Origin of the sequence: Bacteroides salyersiae, from assembly GCF_031172035.1 — a bacterium.
Lineage (GTDB): Bacteria > Bacteroidota > Bacteroidia > Bacteroidales > Bacteroidaceae > Bacteroides > Bacteroides salyersiae.
The window spans coordinates 2,241,175-2,261,482 of the sequence record NZ_CP133452.1 but is presented as its reverse complement, the minus strand read 5'-3'; the positions used below and the strand labels follow the sequence as shown (position 1 = coordinate 2,261,482).

Here is a 20,308-nt window from a genome sequence, read left to right as displayed (position 1 = left end):
CATAAATGTTTATAAATAGTAAAAGCTGTGTCGACAGGTAGTTGGCACAGCTTTTTTTATTTATTAAAAGAAGTTGACGTTACTTCCCTTTTCCTTGTCTTTACTACAAGCGAAGGCAAACTACACCCTAACATAATAAAATGAACTTGTTTATTTTATTCTACTCTCGGTTTGCATTATCTTTGCATGCATGGAAAATAAGGAGATAAAAGAATCGTTTGATATTTTGTTGACTGTCTGCCGCATCGATGATAACAAGCTCGACATAGCCTATAAACAAATGCGTGACCTGCTCGAACGCCTTTGCCGTAGCCAGATGCAGAACGAAAGCCTGCAAATGACCGACCTGTCCGCACGAATCAGTTTTGTAGCTGCACGCACCGGTTTATCAGCCGTAGAACAGAATCGCCTGCATACTTTCCGCCTGACTTCAAATGGCGTACTGAACCGTAGAACAGAGCCCGAACGGGAAAAATTATTGCGCGACGCAAAGACTCTCGCTTTTTTCCTGAAAAAACTCTCGGGAACCGACATTCCGGATGAATTATATAGATTGCTGCCCAAAACAGATCCCACTTATATCATCGCTCCGCCCACTCGCAGAAAAATAGAACGTATGCGGGTATGCTTCCAACATTCCGATGAACATTTCCTATATGTAACACCACTGGACAGTATCGCCGATGAACCGTTACGGGTGCGCTACAATATCCCCCAATTCAACGAAGAGTTTGCAGAAACATGCAAACTCCTTTGGCAGCATGCACAGCTCAACCTCCTGGATATAAACGTAGACGACAACGGAATACTCAATCCTGCTTTCATCGTTCTCGAACCGGACTATCTGATAGATATCAGCTCGCTCGCCGAGTGTTTCCGGGAGTATGGTCATCATCCGGCCAATTATTTTCTGGCACGTTTACAACCCATTGAAAATGCGCGTCCATTATTATTAGGAAATATAGCCAACCTCTTTCTGGACGAATGGATCCACGCAAACGGAGAAGTAGACTACCTTTCGTGTATGCAAAAGGCCTTCCGCCGTTACCCCATTGAACTGGCTGCCTGCGCCGATCTACAAGATAAGGAAAAGGAGCGTCAATTCTTTGAAGATTGCAAAATGCACTTTGAACACATCCGGGAAGTAGTAACCGAAACGTTCCATGCCCCCGGATATGAAATGGATAAGAGGGATGCCGTACTCGAACCTTCGTACATTTGTGAAGCACTTGGTTTACAAGGACGTCTCGACTATATGCAACGGGATATGTCGTCATTCATTGAAATGAAATCCGGTAAAGGAGACGAATACAGTATCCGTAATAAAGTAGAACCGAAAGAAAACAACAAAGTACAGATGTTACTCTACCAGGCGGTACTTCAATATTCAATGAAGATGGACCACCACCGCGTAAAGGCTTACCTGCTTTATACACGTTATCCTCTGCTCTATCCGGCCCGCCCGTCATGGGCTATGGTACGCCGGGTAATCAACCTTCGAAATCGCATCGTAGCCGAAGAATACGGTATACAATTACATAACAGCCTTGAATATACTGCTACCAAATTACAGTCAATCCAAGCACAAACCCTCAATGAACGGGGATTACAAGGCCGTTTTTGGGAACAATACCTGCGTCCCTCCATTGATATATTCGCACAACATCTCGCCGCTCTTTCTCCTCTGGAACAAACCTATTTCTATGCCCTGTATAATTTTATAACCAAAGAGCTTTATACCTCCAAATCCGGAGACGTAGACTACGAAGGACGTACAGGAGCCGCTGCCTTATGGCTTTCTACACTCGCCGAAAAATCAGAAGCCGGAGAAATTCTTTATGACCTGCGCATCAAAGAGAATCACGCAGCCGACGAGCATAAAGTCACTATCATCTTATCCAGAAAAATACTCCGGGAAGAAGCCTTACCCAACTTCCGGCAAGGAGACTCCATAGTGTTGTACGAACGCAATACAGTTACCGATAATGTCACCAACAAAATGGTATTTAAAGGTAATATCGAAACAATCACTGAAGAAGAGATACATATCCGCCTACGCGCCAGTCAGCAGAATTCCTCTGTCCTTCCCCCTGACAGCCTGTATGCCATCGAACATGACACAATGGATACCACTTTCCGCAATATGTACTACGGACTGTCAGCTTTTGCGTCGGCAACAAAAGACCGCCGGGATCTGCTTCTCGCCCAACGCTCCCCTGCCTTCGACGAATCGTTCATTCCCCGCATCACTGCCGCCACCGATGATTTCTCCCGTGTTGCCCTTAAAGCACAAGCGGCCAAAGATTATTTTCTGCTGATAGGCCCTCCAGGAACAGGAAAGACCTCTTGTGCCCTCAAAAAAATGGTAGAAACCTTCCACCAGGACGAACAGGCACAGATACTTCTGTTATCGTATACCAACCGTGCCGTAGATGAGATTTGCAAATCACTCTCTTCCATCCGCCCCAAAGTGGACTTTATCCGCATAGGCAGCGAACTGTCCTGTGACGAGGCCTATCGCAGCCATCTGATAGAAAATGAACTGTCAGCTTGTATGCGCCGTTCGGAAGTGACCGACCGTATTACACGTTGCCGGATATTCATAGGTACAGTAGCCTCCATTTCCGGCAAGCCAGAACTCTTCCGCCTGAAAAAATTCGATGTAGCCATTGTCGATGAAGCAACTCAGATTCTTGAACCTCAGTTATTGGGCATCCTTTGTGCCCGTAGTATGTCGGGGGATAATGCCATTGGCAAATTTATCCTTATAGGCGATCACAAACAGCTCCCAGCCGTCGTTCTTCAACGTGAAGATCAATCTGAAATACACAATGAAACACTGCGTGCCATCGGACTAACAAACCTTAAAGATTCTCTTTTTGAGCGTCTTTACCGCAACACCCAAAACTACTCCCATCCCTCCAAAGATAATATATCTCCCTATCCCCATTTCACTTCTCCCGCCTCACTTCTCTCCGACATGCTTTGCCGACAAGGACGTATGCACCCCGAAGTAGCCCTTTTTGCCAACCGTACTTTCTACGAAGGGCGCCTGTTACCCGTAGGATTACCTCATCAACTGGAAGATTCGGCAGGCATCACGCGCCTCGCTTTCTATCCGTCCGAACCGGAACCCGCAGGAGCGCCGGCCAAAACGAATCGTTCCGAAGCTCGTATCGTTGCCCGACTGGCATTAGACGTTTATCAAAAAAACGAAAAAGAATTCAACACAGCACAAACTTTGGGTATTATCACTCCTTATCGTAGCCAGATAGCACTCATCAAACAAGAAATTGCCCGATTAAACATTCCGATGCTTAACAGGATACTTATCGACACAGTCGAACGTTTTCAAGGGAGTGAACGGGATGTCATCATTTATTCGTTCTGTGTCAACTACCCTTACCAACTCAAATTCCTCTCGAACTTAACGGTGGACAACGGAATATTGGTAGACCGAAAATTAAATGTAGCAATGACCCGTGCCCGAAAACAGATGTTTATTACAGGAGTTCCCAATCTACTGAAACTGAATCCCATTTACGATAATTTGATGAAATCAATGCCCTCAACAGTCAGAATGGACGAATAAGCAAGGATCTTTCGAAATAATACGGAAGGTTATTAATTTTTATTCTCTCTTTATGCGCTTTATTAACACCTAAATAATGAACAAACCGCTATATTTGCATCACGTTTTTTTCATAGAGATTTAGATTTAAGGTTAGAAGAATTGCGGAAGTCGTGAGACTTCCCTTTTTTTCGCTTTAACGTTTACTGCCTTTTCAATTTTTTCAAAGCAAGTAAACAAGAAAAGCCGCTTCGAGAGAAGAGGCTTTTTCATTTTCATATTTCTGTATCAAGTATTTACTCCACCGGCACACAAATTTCTGTCAATAACTCCTCAGGAGGCGTATTACCCGGATTATTCAGATACACCTCATAACCACGTGCATCACTGATCTTATAGCCGCTTTCGGGAATCCAATGCCCATAAATCGTATCATACACCGCTCCCAGATTAGAATAAGGTCCTTTATAGCGAAATACCAGATATTTTCCCCTCGGAATTTCCTTCACACCTATTTCACCCTTGGGTTGTACTGCTACGGGAACAGTAAAACAAACATCTGTCCGCAAATTCTTAGTCTCGGTCACCTTCGGATCATCATGAAATATGCAAATATATTCCATACATCCGGTATATATCTTCTCTTCATTTACATAAGCATACAGTTTTTTCCATGCTTCGCAATATGCCAAAGCCATATATGCGCCTGTCAAACGAACATAAATCACCTGCTTCGGCTGTTGTTCACGTACTTCCATTGTCACATCCAGTTCCGGATTCACTTCCATTGGTTTCATAATAATGTGGTCTTTATTGTTTCGATATTCATTGGGTGAAATACCATAAAATTGTTTAAAGACTTTCGACAACGACGAAGGAGAAGCATATCCTATCTGATAAGCAATATCACTTACAGGCATTGTACTATAACGTAACAATCGGGCTGCGGTCTCGATTCTTGTACGCACAATAAATGCTCCCAACGGTTCACCTAAAAATGCCTTCATAATGCGGTGAAAGTGATAAGGCGAGAAATGAGAAATTTCGGCCAGTCTTTCCAAATCTATTTCTTCACCTAAATGATTGTTGATATACTCCACCACCCTATTTACACACTGGTGATACTCTTGGGTTGTCGCCATTCTTTGTTCCATATTCTTTGATTGTTTCACGCAGCAAAGATAAGGACACCCACCGGAGCAAACTTTTCCAATCTTGCTAACTTCAGAAATTATTTATTTAAATTTGTGCCGTAAACATACGAAAAAGATGAAAGAGATAAAAATAATTGCATTCGATGCAGACGATACACTTTGGAGCAATGAACCGTTCTTCCAGGATATAGAACGAGAATATACCGGATTATTAAGTTCTTACGGAGAGCCCAAAGAGATATCTGCCGAGTTGTTTCACACAGAAATGGACAATCTGGAACGTTACGGTTACGGTGCGAAAGGATTTACGCTATCGATGATAGAAACCGCATTGCGCATCAGTAAGCAGAAAGTGCCATCAGAAACAATAGAAAAGGTTCTTCTTTTAGGTAAATCCCTACTGGACATGCCAATAGAGTTACTGCCCGAAGTCGAAGAGACCTTAAATATTCTAAAACAAAGTAAACGCTATCAATTAGTAGTGGCCACCAAAGGAGATTTACTGGATCAGCAACGAAAGCTGCAACGCTCCGGTCTCTCCCCCTACTTTGACCATGTGGAAATTATGTCAGACAAGACAGAAAAAGAATATGCCAAACTTATAGAAAATCTACGAATAACTCCCAATCAGTTTCTAATGGTGGGCAACTCGCTGAAATCAGATATCCAGCCGGTATTGGCTCTCGGTGGCTATGCGATGCATATACCTTTCGAAATAATGTGGCAGCATGAAGTAGTAGAACATTTTGAGCATCCCTGGCTCTACCAATTGAAAAAATTGGGAGAATTAACCAAACTACTTCAGCTCACCCACTAATGCAAAAGTTGCAGAAAACATCGGAACGAATGAGTGTCAGTAATATATGTTTAGGAGGCTTTCCATGAAAAGCTATTCGTTACGCGACTTTCTTTGTATAAGATTCCGACCATTTTGGCACATTATCCACCTAGAATTTACCAACTTCACCTTTTTGCTTAATCGCCCTATTCATCGGCAATGCAGGGTGAAAGGCTACTCTCGTTTTCCTGCATCTGTGCTTACGACCCGTATGCACGGTGCTTATAACTCGTATGCACGGTGCATACGGATCGTAAGCACCAAGCATATGGACGGTGAACACGATACCCGAAAAATATCAAACAGGCACTTGGAAGTCTATACCGAATGATATATCACTACATTGAATAATTATTCATCTTCGATTTCCGTTTTCGGTTTATCCTTAATCATCAGAATACTCATCTCGTAAAGTAGATAAAGCGGTATCGCCACGACACTCAACGTGAAAGGATCTCCTGTAGGAGTAATGATGGCAGCAGCAATCACAATAATGACGATAGCATGCCGACGGTATTTTCTCAAGAACGATTTATTGACAAGCCCCAACAGCGAAAGTAGCCACGTCACCAAAGGCAACTCGAATGCCAACCCCATGCAGAGCACTAACATCATAAAATTATCTATATATGAATTGAGTGAGATTACATTCTCTATCTCTGCACTAAGCTGATAAGTGGACAAGAAACGAAGTGTCAACGGATACACCATAAAATATCCCAGCAATACTCCCAGAAAAAACATAAAAGTACCGATTGTCAGTGCTTTCCGTACACCACGACGTTCATTTGGATAGAGTGCCGGATTAATAAACCGCCATATCTCAAAAAAGATATAAGGCAGGGCTGTCACTACCGACATCCAGAATGCCGTAGACATATGTATAAAAAAAGGAGCAGCCAGATTAATATTTACCAGTTTCACCTGAAACTCCTGTGTAAAAAAATCATCTGTCAGATCAAACGTCTTGCCGATGTATCGTAACAGGTCATAAAACACAAAGTCATTGTGACAAGGAGCCAGCACTACGTTATCAAACAAATAGGGCATAGCGATGAAATATCCCACCGCCAGTACAAACCAAACTCCAATGACACGAAACAACACCCGGCGCAACTCGTCCAGATGGTCCCAGAAAGTCATTTCAGCCATGGCTATTTCTTATCCTTGTCTGTTGTTTTAGCCGGTTCGTCGATCTCGTCTTTCGCTTTATTAATCTCCTCTTTCGCTTCGTTTACACCATCCTTGAAACTCTTTACGCCTTTACCAAGGCCACGCATCAATTCGGGTATCTTCTTTCCACCAAAAAGCAAAAGGATCACGAGGGCAATAATAATCCATTCGGAACCACTGGGTAAAAAGCCTAATAATAATAAGTTTGTCATAAGATAGTAAAGTATATATAAGTTTGGGGACAAATATAGTGATTTCGTTAGAAAGAGAAAAAGAACTTTGAGAATTAGTGATAAGCGATCAGTGATTAACAGGCCGCGCTGTTACACTGCATAGTACTAAGCACTTATCACTAATCCCTAATTTCCTAATCCTGATAATACACTCGCTTCACCCGCGTTGAAACGCTCGTAAGTACTTCATAAGGTATCGTATCAAGCACATCAGATAATACGGTAATCGGCAAGTCATCTCCGAAGATAATAGCAGGATCTCCCTCTTGACAGTCGATGCCGGTCACATCGATCATACAGACATCCATACAAATATTGCCTACATAAGGGGCTTTTTTTCCATTAACCAGACAGTAAGCATGTCCGCATCCCAAATGACGATTCAACCCGTCGGCATAACCGATAGGAATGGCCGCAATACGTGACGGACGCTCCAAATGTCCTTTACGGCTATACCCCACCGTATCTTCGGCCGCGACATCACGTATCTGCAAAATAGTGGTTTTCAATGTACTGACATTGTTTATGACCGAATTATCAATGGGGCTGACCCCATACAGCCCGATGCCCAGACGAACCATATCAAACTGCGCACCCGGAAAACGCTCAATTCCTGCCGTATTGCAGATATGACGCAGAATTTTATGCGGAAAAGCCCGTTGCAATTCAACCGAGGCGCGTTCGAATATCTCAATTTGCTGACGTGTAAAGGCATCAAACTGAGGAGAATCGCTCCCCACAAAATGTGAGAATACCGAGCGTGGAATCAATGCATTCTGGTTCTTCAGCCGCCGTATTAACAGAGGAACGTCCCCTTCGGCAAATCCAAGACGGTGCATTCCGGTATCCAACTTAATATGCACAGGAAAATTGGTAATACCTTCTTTCTCGGCAGCCTTCACCAATGCATCGAGCAAATGGAAGTTATATACTTCGGGTTCGAGTTTATAATCGAACATCGTTTTAAAAGAGGTTAGCTCCGGATCCATGATGATAATGGAAGAGGTAATGCCTGCTTTGCGCAATTCCGCTCCTTCATCAGCCACAGCCACGGCCAAATAATCTACCCGATGTTCCTGCAAAGTCTTAGCTATTTCATAAGAGCCGGCTCCATAAGCAGAAGCTTTTACCATGCAGACCATTTTTGTTTCCGGCCGGAGCATGGCACGATAGTGATTCAAGTTGGCTACCATAGCACCCAGATTCACTTCCAGTATCGTCTCATGCACTTTCAGTTCCAAAGCATCCGAAACCAAATCAAAGTTGAATGCACGCGAACCCTTTATCAAAATCACTTCATTGTGCAAGCCGTTCAGAAGTTCTGATGCCATCAATTCGTCCGTAGTATGGAAAAAATACTTTTCCATATCGAAGCGTGCAGCAGAGGAACAAATTTCAGGTCCCACACCGATAATCTTTTCAATGCCCCTGCTTTGTACCAATTGGGCCACTTTACGGTAAAGTGTCGTCGTACTCTGTCCGGTTTCCAAAATATCCGAAAGGATAAGCGTACGTTTCATTCCTTTTGCTTCGGAACGACGTACCAGAAAGTCAAGAGCAATATCAAGTGAAGCCAAATCGGAATTATAACTATCATTGATAAGTATACATCCCTGCTTTCCCTCCTTCACCTCCAGACGCATGGCCACGGGCTCGAGACGTACCATTCGTTCTGTTATCTGATCGGCAGGCATCATCAGATAAAGACAGGCTGCCAGGCAATTGAGTGAATTTTCGATAGATGCATCATCAATGAAAGGGATACAGAAGGTATTATCCATTTCCAGATAACGATATGAAATAACCGTATGATCTTCTTTCTTCAATATCTTGCTTATATATAGAGGACGCTCGGCATCCTTGCAGCTCCAAGCTATCTCACGAGCCGTAAGCATCGATTTTGCCACGCAATTGCTTATCAGTTCATTATCGGCATTATAAATTACGACATCGCAATTTTTAAAAAGGCTGAGTTTCTCCATGCACTTTTCCTGCAAGGAGAAAAAGTTCTCCTGGTGTGCCCCACCAATATTAGTAAGAATACCGATAGATGGCTTGATCATGTTCGCCAAAGCACGCATCTCTCCCATCTCAGAAATACCAGCCTCGAAGATGGCCAGTTCCGCCTCCTCATTCATCTGCCATACGGAAAGAGGCACACCGATCTGTGAATTATAACTGCGCGGTGAACGCACAATAATACGGTCAGGACTGAGCAACTGATGCAGCCACTCCTTTACAATCGTTTTTCCATTGCTTCCCGTAATACCTATTACAGGTATCTGAAACTGTTCACGATGCTGTTCGGCTAACTTCTGAAGAGCTTTCAACGGATTACTGACGATCAGAAAGTTAAAAGCAGAAAGCCCTTGTTTAGTTGAAAGTTGAAAGTTGAAAGTTGAAAGTTGAAAATCAGAAGTCAGTGTACTGTCAACATCTCCCGTCTCCATTCTCCCATCTCCCGTCTCTTTACTCCACTCATCGAAATCCTCTTGTGATAAAACGAAATTCCGCACACCGCGTTCATAAAGATCGGGGATGTATCGTGCTCCTTTGTTTCGTTTCGTAGTCAGGGCAAAAAAGAGAGTTTCTTCGGGAAAACTGAGTGAACGGCTATCTGTAAGTAACCAGTCAACAGTGGCTTCCAAGGTACCGACCCTGCGGGCACCCATACGTTCGGCTATTGTTTCAATCGTATATGACATAAATAATTAATTAATTTGCCCATGTGCCCATATGCCAATTAGCTGCGCTATAGCAATACACCGCATAACAATCGGCACATTAGCATATTGGTGCATTAGCACATTATTGAGACATTGGCACATTATCGAGGCATTATTCAAACTCTAAGTACGGGTATTTTCGGTTAAGTCGTTCTATTTTTAACACAATTTGTCCTAAAAATCTTTTATGCTCCTCAGAGTCGGGATGAAAGGGGCGATGTGCCAGCGCTTTACGAATACTTTCACATTCATCCATAATCTTTTTTGTTTCATCAGAAAAGAAAACATCGGAAAAGCGTTCCCACAGATAATTTACTGCTAAAGGAGAAGGATGAAGCATATCATCGGCATAGAAGCGATAGTCACGCAATTCGTCAAGCATAATCTCGTAAGAAGGAAAATAAAAAATTGTGGTAGGAAAAATGCTCTGTAATTGTTCTATTGCTAAAAGCAACGTTGCCTTGCTGAGCTGGTTAGCATGCATACCGTCACGGATATGACGGATCGGGCTTACGGTAAAAAGCACTTTCAAAGTGGAATTCTGATTTCGAAGTTCTTTCAGGAATCGCGTATACTCATCGACGATCTCATCTACCGTCAACATTCTACGGGTGAACAGTTTCTCCGGCTGCTTATGACAATTCGATACGATACGCCCCGTCTCTCGTTGCTGATACACAAAAGTTGTCCCCCAAGTCAGCAGCAGCCAGTCCGTACGGCTCATCCGGTCGTGAGCTTGCCGTAAACGATCATTGATCTGCTGCAACGCCTCCTCAACCGAAACTGCTGAAAAAGCCCCGTGATGCATCGGACTATGCCAACAATCACGAAAGAAGAAAAGATCGGATGCTGTATATTGCTTTCCCGAAAGAATCTCTTGCAATGCTTCCAATACAGAAAAAGGATTATATAATATTCCGAAAGGGTTGACGTCACAGTGAAAAGAGTTCTCTTTCAACTGCCGGCCGATATTCTCGGCAAAACAAGAGCCCATCAGCAACAGTTGTTGCGCATGAGTGATAGGTGGCAAACCCTTTGGTAATTCAACAGGGGTAGAGAAGTTCATCATTGGCACATTTATCAAATCACGCGAAAATAGGGAAAAAACCGGAACGGAAAAAACAATCGGTTCATTTTTTATCAGGAAATGAAACCTCTCCCCAACCCCGCAATATTTTCGTACAAAAATATAACATTACTGCTTTTTCACATCAAAAAAGAATGTCTTTCCTTTTCTTTTCGTATTTTTGCATACTAAATTCTGTCGGAACATGAAGAACGAAACCACATATAGCTTGCTAAACGCATTGGATAACCCCGAAGACTTGCGGCGACTCACGCCTGAGCAACTACCCGAGGTGTGTCATGAATTACGGCAAGACATCATCAAAGAAGTCTCCTGCAATCCGGGACACTTTGCTGCCAGTCTGGGAGTGGTAGAACTCACCGTAGCCCTGCATTACGTGTTCAATACTCCTTACGACCGTCTCGTCTGGGACGTAGGACATCAAGCTTACGGACATAAAATCCTTACCGGACGCCGCGACACCTTTTCCACCAATCGTAAAATGGGAGGTATCCGGCCTTTCCCCTCACCCGAAGAAAGCGAATACGATACTTTTACTTGCGGACATGCTTCCAACTCCATCTCGGCAGCATTGGGCATGGCAGTGGCAGCCATGAAAAAAGGAGAACGCGACCGCCATGTGGTAGCCGTCATCGGCGACGGATCGATGAGTGGCGGACTGGCTTTCGAGGGGCTCAACAACGTTTCATCCACCCCTAACAATCTGCTTATCATACTGAATGATAACGATATGGCCATCGACCGAAGCGTGGGCGGAATGAAGCAATATCTCTTTAACCTTACCACCTCCAACCGCTACAATCAGTTAAGATTCAAGACTTCACAACTGCTCTTCAAAATGGGTATCCTAAATGAAGATCGCCGCAAGGCACTTATCCGTTTGGGAAACAGTTTGAAATCGCTCGTCGCACAACAACAAAACATCTTCGAGGGAATGAACATTCGTTATTTCGGCCCGGTAGACGGACATGACGTACAAAATATCGCTCGTATCTTGCGGGATATCAAAGATATGGAAGGCCCTAAAGTACTGCATCTTCACACCATTAAAGGAAAAGGATTCGAACCGGCCGAAAAGCATCCGGGAATCTGGCATGCACCGGGCAAATTCGACCCGGAAACAGGGAAAAGACTGATTGCCGATACGAACGGAATGCCACCACTCTTTCAAGATGTCTTCGGACATACGCTGGTGGAACTGGCCGAACAAAACCCGCGCATCGTGGGGGTAACGCCTGCCATGCCTACAGGATGCTCCATGAATTTCTTAATGGAACAAATGCCCGGACGCGCTTTCGACGTAGGCATCGCCGAAGGACATGCTGTGACTTTCTCCGGAGGAATGGCGAAAGACGGCCTTTTGCCTTTTTGTAATATCTACTCCTCATTTATGCAACGTGCCTACGACAATGTGATTCATGACGTGGCCATCCAGCGATTGCCCGTCGTGCTATGTCTCGACCGTGCCGGATTGGTAGGTGAAGACGGTCCTACGCATCACGGAATGTTCGACTTGGCATACATGCGTCCGATCCCCAACTTGACCGTCTCTTCTCCGATGGACGAACACGAACTACGCCGGCTAATGTATACGGCACAGTTACCGGACAAAGGGCCGTTCGTCATCCGTTATCCGCGTGGACGGGGAGTGTTGGTGGACTGGAAGTGCCCGCTCGAAGAAATTCCCGTAGGACGGGGACGAAAACTAAAAGAGGGCCGTGATTTGGCCGTTATCACTATCGGTCCGATAGGAAATACGGCCGCACATGCCATCGCACAAGTAGAGAAAGAGAACCCTAAACAAAGTATAGCCCATTATGACTTACGCTTTCTCAAACCATTAGACGAAGAGCTCCTACACGAAATAGGAACACGATTCAACCACATTATCACCATAGAAGACGGCATCAAAGCCGGAGGCATGGGAAGTGCCGTACTTGAATTCATGGCTGATCATGGATACAGTCCGAAACTACAGCGTATCGGTATCCCCGATCATTTCATTGAACACGGGACGGCAGCGCAGCTATATGCCCTCTGCGGCCTGGATGAAGAAGGCATCAAGAAAGTGCTAAAAGGTGAAAAGTGGGAAAAAAATGCCAGAATAAACGGTAATGGAATAAAAATACAAACTGTGGACGAAAAAGCACATCTCAGTAACTAAATAAACGAAGCATAACAGCAGACAAAAATGAAGATTATCATTGCCGGTGCCGGCAACGTAGGCACCCATCTGGCCAAACTGCTCTCCCGTGAGCGGCAGGATATCATATTAATGGACGACGACGAAGAGAAGCTCAGTACTTTGAGCAATAATTTTGACTTGATGACCGTCACTGCATCCCCTTCTTCCATCTCCGGATTGAAAGAAGTAGGCGTAAAAGAAGCCGACTTGTTCATCGCCGTCACTCCGGACGAAAGCCGAAACATGACAGCCTGCATGCTGGCTCACAATCTGGGTGCACTGAAAACCGTAGCACGCATCGACAATTACGAATACCTGTTACCCAAAAACAAAGAGTTCTTCCAAAAGTTAGGAGTAGATTCGCTCATCTACCCCGAAATGCTGGCCGCCAAAGAGATCGTATCCTCCATGCGTATGAGCTGGGTACGTCAATGGTGGGAATTCTGCGGAGGAGCACTGATCCTGATAGGTGCCAAAATGCGTGAAAAGGCAGAAATTCTGGACATCCCCCTCCACCAACTCGGAAGCCCCAACATTCCTTATCATGTGGTAGCTATCAAACGTGGCACAGATACTATTATTCCCCGGGGTGACGACACCATCAAACTGAATGACATCGTTTATTTCACCACCACCCGAAAATACATTCCTTATATCCGGAAAATCGCCGGAAAAGAAGATTATGCCGATGTACGCAATGTCATGATCATGGGAGGAAGCCGTATTGCTGTGCGAACGGCACAGTATGTACCCGACTACATGCAAGTGAAAATTGTAGACAACGACCTCAACCGTTGCAACCGCCTGACAGAATTACTGGACGATCGTACCATGATTATCAACGGAGACGGCCGCGATATGGACCTGCTCATCGAAGAAGGTCTCAAAAACACAGAAGCTTTTGTGGCACTGACCGGAAACTCCGAAACGAACATCCTCGCCTGCCTTGCCGCCAAACGTATGGGTGTGAATAAAACAGTGGCAGAAGTAGAAAACATTGATTATATAGGCATGGCGGAGAGTCTTGACATCGGCACGGTAATCAACAAGAAGATGATTTCCGCCAGCCACATCTATCAAATGATGCTGGATGCGGACGTCAGTAATGTAAAATGCCTCACATTCGCCAATGCCGACGTGGCCGAATTTACCGTAAAGGCAGACTCTAAAATTACCAAACACCTCATCAAGGATCTGGGATTGCCTAAAGGAACTACCATCGGCGGTATGATCCGGAACGGTGAAGGTATCCTTGTCACCGGAGACACGCTGGTGCGTGCAGGTGACCACGTGGTAGTGTTCTGCCTGAGTATGATGATCAAGAAAATAGAAAAATACTTTAATTAATTGTCAATTGTCAATTAAATATGATTAATTCTAAAATGATATACCGCATCACCGGATTTCTGCTATTGATAGAAACAGCCATGCTATTGTGTTGCGGAGGGGTATCGTTACTGTATCATGAAGATGATCTGATAAGTTTTCTGCAATCGGCAAGTCTCACTGCATTGATGGGAGTGGTATTACTTTTTATCGGACGCGGAGCCGAGAAACAATTGGGACGCCGCGACGGATATGTCATCGTTACTGTTGCCTGGCTGGCTTTCTCTCTTTTCGGAATGCTCCCCTTCTATCTGAGCGGTTATATCCCTTCGATCACAAATGCTTTTTTCGAAACCATGTCCGGTTTCAGCAGTACAGGAGCCACTATATTAAACGATATAGAAAAACTCCCCCACGGTTTGCTCTTCTGGCGTAGCATGACGCAATGGATCGGCGGATTGGGAATCGTATTTTTCACTATAGCCGTACTCCCGATATTCGGTGTGGGAGGTATTCAGGTGTTTGCCGCCGAAGCCAGCGGACCGACACATGACAAGGTACACCCGCGCATCGGTATCACTGCCAAATGGATATGGGGTATTTATGCCGGGCTAACAGGAACACTGATCATTCTATTAATGTTCGGCGGAATGAATATTTTCGACAGCATATGCCATGCTTTCGCAACCACCAGTACCGGGGGGTTCTCTACCAAACAGGCCAGCATCGAATATTATCACTCTCCTTATATAGAATATGTGATCTCTATCTTCATGTTTATATCAGGTATCAACTTCACCTTATTATTATTGTTCGTCAACGGAAAGCTCAAAAAATTTGTCCACGATGCCGAATTGAAATGGTATTTCTGGTCCGTGACAGGTTTTACGATAGTAATTGCCGCTATTCTCTATTATAACAGTTCGATGGGAGTAGAAGAGGCTTTCCGTAAATCACTCTTTCAGGTAGCTTCTCTCCACACATCTACGGGATTTGCAACAGCCGATTATATGACGTGGCCGGCGATAACATGGGGCATGCTAACCGTAATTATGATTATGGGTGCCTGTGCCGGTAGTACCACAGGAGGTATAAAAAGCATCCGTCTGGTTATACTGGCCAAAGTTTCAAGAAACGAATTCAAACACATCATACATCCCAACGCCGTGCTTCCGGTACGGGTAAACAAACAGGTTATCTCTCCCTCCATACGTTCTACCGTGTTAGCATTCACTTTCTTGTATACCGTACTAATTATCGCCGGCACATTGGCAATGCTCGGGTTAGGAGTCGGCCTGACGGAATCATTGGGATGTACCATCTCCAGTCTGGGAAACATGGGACCAGGACTCGGCCTGTGTGGTCCTGCTTACTCATGGAACGAACTGCCCGATGCTGCTAAATGGCTGATGTCATTTTTTATGTTGCTCGGACGTCTCGAGTTATTTACGGTTTTATTATTATTCAGCTCCGATTTCTGGAAAAAGAATTGATCCAAATCAATTCAGAGTGCTAAAAAACCTTTTTTGTCATGCAGAGATTGCAAAAAGAATGAATTTAAATTCTATATTTGCAGCCGTTTAAAAGCGAAATATGAAACAAAGCTTAAAATATGGCATATTATTGATATTTGCCCTATTGCTTCACTCAATAGTGACGGAAGCGACGGGGGAGACTGTAATGCCCGATGTTTTAAGCCATAACAAATGTTTTGTATCACAGGCACGCCCCATGCGTAATGCCATCGAAAAGTTTTATCTTTTCTGTTCTCCGCTCTCCTGTGAAATGGGACACGCCGACCTCTCGCACGTACCTACCGACAAAAATTTCCTGCGTCTGACCATTCGTCAGTACAGATATAGAGGAATACTTCCTTCACTTTACGAACATTCGTCACAGTTATACACCCACGACCCCGAAGACCCCATAATGCACTACATTTACGGGCAGAGGAAAATCGTAATTTAACAGTAACGAACTTACTTCGGAAACCAAACGATTCGTGGTAAAGATGTATCCCCGTTGTTACATCTTTATAGTTGCGTACAGTACTTGTAAGGGAAAATCCTTTCTTATGTACGTAATATACATTTCTACCACAATCCTCCGCTTTTAGTTTAAGAAAAAATATTTCTCAATCTAAATATATACTTGGATTATGAATTTTACATTGTTAGTTGTTGTTTTGCTAACGGCAATTGCATTTGTCGGTGTAGTGATAGCCCTGTCAAGAGCTATTTCTCCACGATCATACAATGCACAAAAGTTTGAAGCCTATGAATGTGGTATTCCCACACGCGGAAAATCATGGATGCAGTTTCGTGTGGGTTACTACCTGTTTGCCATTCTGTTTCTCATGTTCGATGTGGAAACGGTATTCCTTTTCCCATGGGCAGTAGTAGTACGCGACATGGGAGTACAAGCGCTGATAAGCGTTATCTTCTTTTTAGTAATATTGGTGCTGGGACTCGCTTATGCCTGGCGGAAAGGAGCTTTGGAATGGAAGTAATAAAGAAACCCAAAATAAAATCAATCCCATATGACGAATTCATCGACAATGAGTCGTTGGAGAAGCTGGTTCAGGAACTCAATCAAGGAGGTGCAAACGTCTTTGTGGGAGTACTGGACGACCTCATCAACTGGGGACGCAGTAATTCGCTGTGGCCACTTACTTTCGCAACCAGTTGTTGCGGTATCGAATTCATGGCACTGGGTGCCGCGCGTTACGACATGGCCCGCTTCGGGTTTGAAGTAGCCCGTGCCAGTCCACGGCAAGCAGATATGATCATGGTATGCGGTACAATCACCAACAAAATGGCTCCGGTACTGAAACGTCTGTACGATCAGATGGCCGACCCAAAATACGTGATCGCCGTAGGTGGATGCGCCGTAAGCGGAGGCCCTTTCAAAAAATCCTATCATGTACTGAACGGAGTAGACAAAATTCTCCCGGTAGATATATACATTCCGGGATGCCCGCCTCGCCCTGAAGCATTTTATTATGGAATGATGCAGTTGCAACGTAAAGTGAAAATTGAAAAATTCTTCGGCGGAGTAAATAGAAAAGAAAAGGAACAGGAATAATGATTCAATGTGCCAATATGCCAATGTGCCAATTGCCATGCGGCATGATGAGATAATCAGCCGGCATATTAGCGTATCAAGCAGCGCAATAAACAGTACAACCAATTGGCACATTGACATATTGACTAATTATTAATAGTATGCAAGAAATAAAATACATAGAACCCGCAGCGTTACACGACGAAATGGCACGCTTGCGGAATGAGCGGAAGATGGATTTTCTGGAAAGCCTTACCGGTATGGACTGGGGAGAACCTGCCGAAAATGATGCACCGGATACTGTTCGTGGCTTGGGGGTGGTATATCATTTAGAATCCACTACCACCGGAGAACGCATTGCCGTGAAAACGTCTACCCTGAACCGTGAAAATCCGGAAATTCCTTCTGTATGCGACCTTTGGAAAGCGGCAGAATTAAACGAACGTGAAGTGTACGACTACTATGGTATTGTCTTTGTCGGGCATCCTGACATGCGTCGTCTCTTTCTACGTAACGACTGGGTAGGCTATCCGCTACGAAAAGACAACGATCCCGAAAAAGAAAACCCGCTGCGCATGTGGAACGAGGACACCATCGACACGACAACGGAAATCGAACTGAACCCGGATGGAAGTATAAAAAATAAAGAAACCATTCTTTTCGGCGATGAAGAGTATGTGGTGAATATCGGACCTCAGCATCCGGCCACACACGGTGTACTCCGTTTCCGTGTATCATTAGAAGGGGAAATCATCCGTAAAATCGACCCGAACTGCGGTTATATACACCGTGGTATCGAGAAGATGAACGAAAGCCTCACCTACCCACAAACACTGGCACTGACCGACCGTCTTGACTATCTCGGAGCGCAACAAAACCGGCATGCTTTGTGTATGTGTATCGAAAAGGCGATGGGCATCGAAGTAAGCGACCGAGTAAAATACATCCGCACCATCATGGACGAGTTGCAACGTATCGACTCTCACCTTTTATTCTATGCTTGTCTCTGTATGGACCTCGGAGCACTGACAGCATTCTTCTATGGCTTCCGTGACCGGGAAAAGATTTTGGACATTTTCGAAGAGACCTGCGGAGGACGGTTGATTATGAATTATAACACCATCGGTGGCGTACAAGCCGACCTCCATCCCAACTTCGTAAAACGGGTGAAAGAATTTATCCCTTACATGAGAGGTATCATACACGAATACCACGATGTATTTACAGGTAATATCATCGCCCAAAGCCGTCTGAAAGGTGTAGGCGTATTGAGTCGGGAAGACGCCATCTCATTCGGCGCCACCGGAGGTACGGGACGTGCCAGTGGCTGGGCTTGCGATGTTCGTAAACGTATGCCCTACGGTGTATACGACAAAGTGGACTTTAAAGAAATTCTCTATACCGAAGGGGACTCGTTTGCCCGCTACATGGTGCGTATGGACGAAATCATGGAAAGTCTCAACATCATCGAACAATTGATCGACAACATCCCTGAAGGACCGTTCCAAGAGAAAATGAAACCGATCATCCGTGTACCCGAAGGTTCTTATTATGCTGCCGTGGAAGGCAGTCGTGGAGAATTCGGTGTATACCTTGAAAGCCGGGGCGACAAGATGCCTTATCGTTTACACTACCGCTCTACGGGATTACCGTTGGTGAGTGTAGTCGATACAATCTGTCGAGGAGCCAAGATTGCCGACTTGATTGCCATTGGTGGAACATTGGACTATGTAGTACCGGATATTGATAGATAAAAGAGACTTATGATTTATGAATGATGATTTATGATTTTTGAATGACGGAAACTCTCCGGTTATAATTCATCAATCAAAAGCCATCCTTTCATAAATCAAAAAATCATAAATCAAAAAAAACATGTTTGACTTTAGTATTGTAACAAACTGGATACACCAAATGCTGACTTCCGTCATGCCGGAAGGATGGGCTGTATTCATCGAATGTGTGGCAATAGGCGTATGTATCATATTAATGTATGCCCTCCTTGCCATTGTACTGATATATATGGAGCGCAAAGTGTGCGGATTCTTCCAATGCCGTCTCGGACCGATGCGCGTAGGCCCATGGGGCTCCATACAAGTGATTTGTGACGTCCTGAAAATGCTCACCAAAGAGATTTTCAACCCGAAGGGAGCCGACCAATTCCTATATAATTTGGCACCGTTCATGGTGATTATCGCCTCTTTCCTCACCTTTGCATGTCTACCGATAAACAAGGGAATGGAAGTACTGAACTTCAACGTAGGCGTATTCTTCCTGTTAGCAGCTTCGAGTATAGGTGTAGTGGGTATCTTGCTCGCCGGATGGGGATCAAACAATAAATTTTCCCTGATCGGTGCCATGCGTAGCGGTGCTCAGATCATCAGTTATGAATTATCGGTAGGCTTGAGTATACTGACGATGGTAGTACTGATGGGTACCATGCAGTTCTCTGAAATCGTAGAAGGACAGGCGGACGGATGGTTTATCTTTAAAGGACACATCCCTGCCGTTATCGCTTTCATCATCTATCTGATTGCAGGAAACGCAGAATGTAATCGTGGTCCATTCGACCTTCCCGAAGCCGAAAGTGAGCTGACAGCAGGTTATCACACGGAATATTCGGGTATGCACTTCGGTTTCTTCTATCTGGCAGAATATCTGAATTTATTCATCGTATCGGCTGTAGCCGCCACCATTTTTTTAGGAGGTTGGATGCCATTGCATATCTCCGGACTGGACGGCTTCAATGCCATAATGGATTATATTCCCGGATTTATCTGGTTCTTCGGTAAGGCATTCTTCGTAGTATTCCTACTGATGTGGGTGAAATGGACTTTTCCCCGCCTACGTATCGACCAGATCTTAGCATTAGAATGGAAATACCTGGTACCGATATCCATGCTGAACCTATTACTGATGGTATTAATCGTTGTCTTCGGCCTGCACTTTTAG

Annotated in this window: 15 protein-coding genes; 10 read left to right on the top strand and 5 right to left on the bottom strand. The window is 44.5% G+C overall.

What is annotated here, in order from left to right; translation table 11 throughout:
* Window positions 1-190: 190 nt before the first annotated feature.
* Window positions 191-3,592 (top strand): DEAD/DEAH box helicase, encoded by a 3,402-nt coding sequence (locus RB604_RS08320; RefSeq protein ID WP_309009488.1) that lies wholly within the window; start codon window positions 191-193, stop codon window positions 3,590-3,592.
* Window positions 3,593-3,867: 275 nt separating this feature from the next.
* Here RB604_RS08320 and RB604_RS08315 read toward each other — a convergent pair whose 3' ends face one another.
* A complete protein-coding gene (locus tag RB604_RS08315) occupies window positions 3,868-4,725 on the bottom strand; it encodes an AraC family transcriptional regulator (protein ID WP_005925650.1) in 858 nt (285 codons plus the stop codon).
* Window positions 4,726-4,840: 115 nt separating this feature from the next.
* On the opposite strand from RB604_RS08315, the gene RB604_RS08310 reads away from it, so the two are divergent.
* Window positions 4,841-5,542 (top strand): HAD family hydrolase, encoded by a 702-nt coding sequence (locus RB604_RS08310; RefSeq protein ID WP_055293520.1) that lies wholly within the window; start codon window positions 4,841-4,843, stop codon window positions 5,540-5,542.
* 372 nt (window positions 5,543-5,914) lie between these two features.
* On the opposite strand, the gene tatC is transcribed toward RB604_RS08310, so the two are convergent.
* The 4 genes from tatC to RB604_RS08290 form a co-directional block, all read right to left on the bottom strand.
* Window positions 5,915-6,715, bottom strand: a complete 801-nt coding sequence (gene tatC, locus RB604_RS08305) for a twin-arginine translocase subunit TatC (RefSeq protein WP_055293518.1) — start codon at window positions 6,713-6,715, stop codon at window positions 5,915-5,917.
* Window positions 6,716-6,717: 2 nt separating this feature from the next.
* Window positions 6,718-6,948 (bottom strand): Sec-independent protein translocase subunit TatA/TatB, encoded by a 231-nt coding sequence (locus tag RB604_RS08300; protein WP_005925659.1) that lies wholly within the window; start codon window positions 6,946-6,948, stop codon window positions 6,718-6,720.
* A gap of 155 nt (window positions 6,949-7,103) precedes the next feature.
* On the bottom strand, window positions 7,104-9,674 hold the full coding sequence (locus RB604_RS08295; protein WP_005925662.1) for a bifunctional UDP-N-acetylmuramoyl-tripeptide:D-alanyl-D-alanine ligase/alanine racemase: 2,571 nt from the start codon (window positions 9,672-9,674) through the stop codon (window positions 7,104-7,106).
* Between the two features lie 133 nt (window positions 9,675-9,807).
* Window positions 9,808-10,761, bottom strand: coding sequence for a GSCFA domain-containing protein (locus RB604_RS08290; RefSeq protein WP_005925665.1), 954 nt, complete (start codon window positions 10,759-10,761; stop codon window positions 9,808-9,810).
* 205 nt (window positions 10,762-10,966) lie between these two features.
* Here RB604_RS08290 and dxs point away from each other — a divergent pair, with 205 nt between their 5' ends.
* From dxs to nuoH, 8 genes are all read left to right on the top strand, one after another.
* Window positions 10,967-12,946: a 1-deoxy-D-xylulose-5-phosphate synthase gene (gene dxs / locus RB604_RS08285; protein ID WP_005925668.1), complete on the top strand. Its 1,980-nt coding sequence runs from the start codon at window positions 10,967-10,969 to the stop codon at window positions 12,944-12,946.
* Between the two features lie 27 nt (window positions 12,947-12,973).
* Window positions 12,974-14,314, top strand: a complete 1,341-nt coding sequence (gene trkA / locus RB604_RS08280; RefSeq protein WP_005925671.1) for a Trk system potassium transporter TrkA — start codon at window positions 12,974-12,976, stop codon at window positions 14,312-14,314.
* A gap of 20 nt (window positions 14,315-14,334) precedes the next feature.
* Window positions 14,335-15,786, top strand: a complete 1,452-nt coding sequence (locus tag RB604_RS08275) for a TrkH family potassium uptake protein (protein ID WP_025818954.1) — start codon at window positions 14,335-14,337, stop codon at window positions 15,784-15,786.
* A 100-nt stretch (window positions 15,787-15,886) separates the two neighbouring features.
* Window positions 15,887-16,261: a hypothetical protein gene (locus RB604_RS08270; RefSeq protein ID WP_007478707.1), complete on the top strand. Its 375-nt coding sequence runs from the start codon at window positions 15,887-15,889 to the stop codon at window positions 16,259-16,261.
* Window positions 16,262-16,451: 190 nt separating this feature from the next.
* Window positions 16,452-16,802, top strand: coding sequence for an NADH-quinone oxidoreductase subunit A (locus RB604_RS08265; RefSeq protein WP_005925679.1), 351 nt, complete (start codon window positions 16,452-16,454; stop codon window positions 16,800-16,802).
* Entirely contained in the window at window positions 16,793-17,377 is a 585-nt protein-coding gene (locus tag RB604_RS08260; RefSeq protein ID WP_007478708.1) for an NADH-quinone oxidoreductase subunit B, read from the top strand. Before RB604_RS08265 ends, RB604_RS08260 begins: the two co-directional genes overlap by 10 nt.
* Before the next feature lie 140 nt (window positions 17,378-17,517).
* Window positions 17,518-19,110: an NADH-quinone oxidoreductase subunit D gene (locus RB604_RS08255; RefSeq protein ID WP_005925685.1), complete on the top strand. Its 1,593-nt coding sequence runs from the start codon at window positions 17,518-17,520 to the stop codon at window positions 19,108-19,110.
* 121 nt (window positions 19,111-19,231) lie between these two features.
* Window positions 19,232-20,308 (top strand): NADH-quinone oxidoreductase subunit NuoH, encoded by a 1,077-nt coding sequence (gene nuoH, locus RB604_RS08250; protein WP_005925687.1) that lies wholly within the window; start codon window positions 19,232-19,234, stop codon window positions 20,306-20,308.

Bases quoted from the DNA above. Each gene is read 5' to 3' on its own strand.
- RB604_RS08320 (WP_309009488.1), top strand. From the start codon at position 191: ATGGAAAATAAGGAGATAAAAGAATCGTTTGATATTTTGTTGACTGTC.
- RB604_RS08315 (WP_005925650.1), bottom strand. From the start codon at position 4,725: ATGGAACAAAGAATGGCGACAACCCAAGAGTATCACCAGTGTGTAAAT.
- RB604_RS08310 (WP_055293520.1), top strand. From the start codon at position 4,841: ATGAAAGAGATAAAAATAATTGCATTCGATGCAGACGATACACTTTGG.
- tatC (WP_055293518.1), bottom strand. From the start codon at position 6,715: ATGGCTGAAATGACTTTCTGGGACCATCTGGACGAGTTGCGCCGGGTG.
- RB604_RS08300 (WP_005925659.1), bottom strand. From the start codon at position 6,948: ATGACAAACTTATTATTATTAGGCTTTTTACCCAGTGGTTCCGAATGG.
- RB604_RS08295 (WP_005925662.1), bottom strand. From the start codon at position 9,674: ATGTCATATACGATTGAAACAATAGCCGAACGTATGGGTGCCCGCAGG.
- RB604_RS08290 (WP_005925665.1), bottom strand. From the start codon at position 10,761: ATGAACTTCTCTACCCCTGTTGAATTACCAAAGGGTTTGCCACCTATC.
- dxs (WP_005925668.1), top strand. From the start codon at position 10,967: ATGAAGAACGAAACCACATATAGCTTGCTAAACGCATTGGATAACCCC.
- trkA (WP_005925671.1), top strand. From the start codon at position 12,974: ATGAAGATTATCATTGCCGGTGCCGGCAACGTAGGCACCCATCTGGCC.
- RB604_RS08275 (WP_025818954.1), top strand. From the start codon at position 14,335: ATGATTAATTCTAAAATGATATACCGCATCACCGGATTTCTGCTATTG.
- RB604_RS08270 (WP_007478707.1), top strand. From the start codon at position 15,887: ATGAAACAAAGCTTAAAATATGGCATATTATTGATATTTGCCCTATTG.
- RB604_RS08265 (WP_005925679.1), top strand. From the start codon at position 16,452: ATGAATTTTACATTGTTAGTTGTTGTTTTGCTAACGGCAATTGCATTT.
- RB604_RS08260 (WP_007478708.1), top strand. From the start codon at position 16,793: ATGGAAGTAATAAAGAAACCCAAAATAAAATCAATCCCATATGACGAA.
- RB604_RS08255 (WP_005925685.1), top strand. From the start codon at position 17,518: ATGCAAGAAATAAAATACATAGAACCCGCAGCGTTACACGACGAAATG.
- nuoH (WP_005925687.1), top strand. From the start codon at position 19,232: ATGTTTGACTTTAGTATTGTAACAAACTGGATACACCAAATGCTGACT.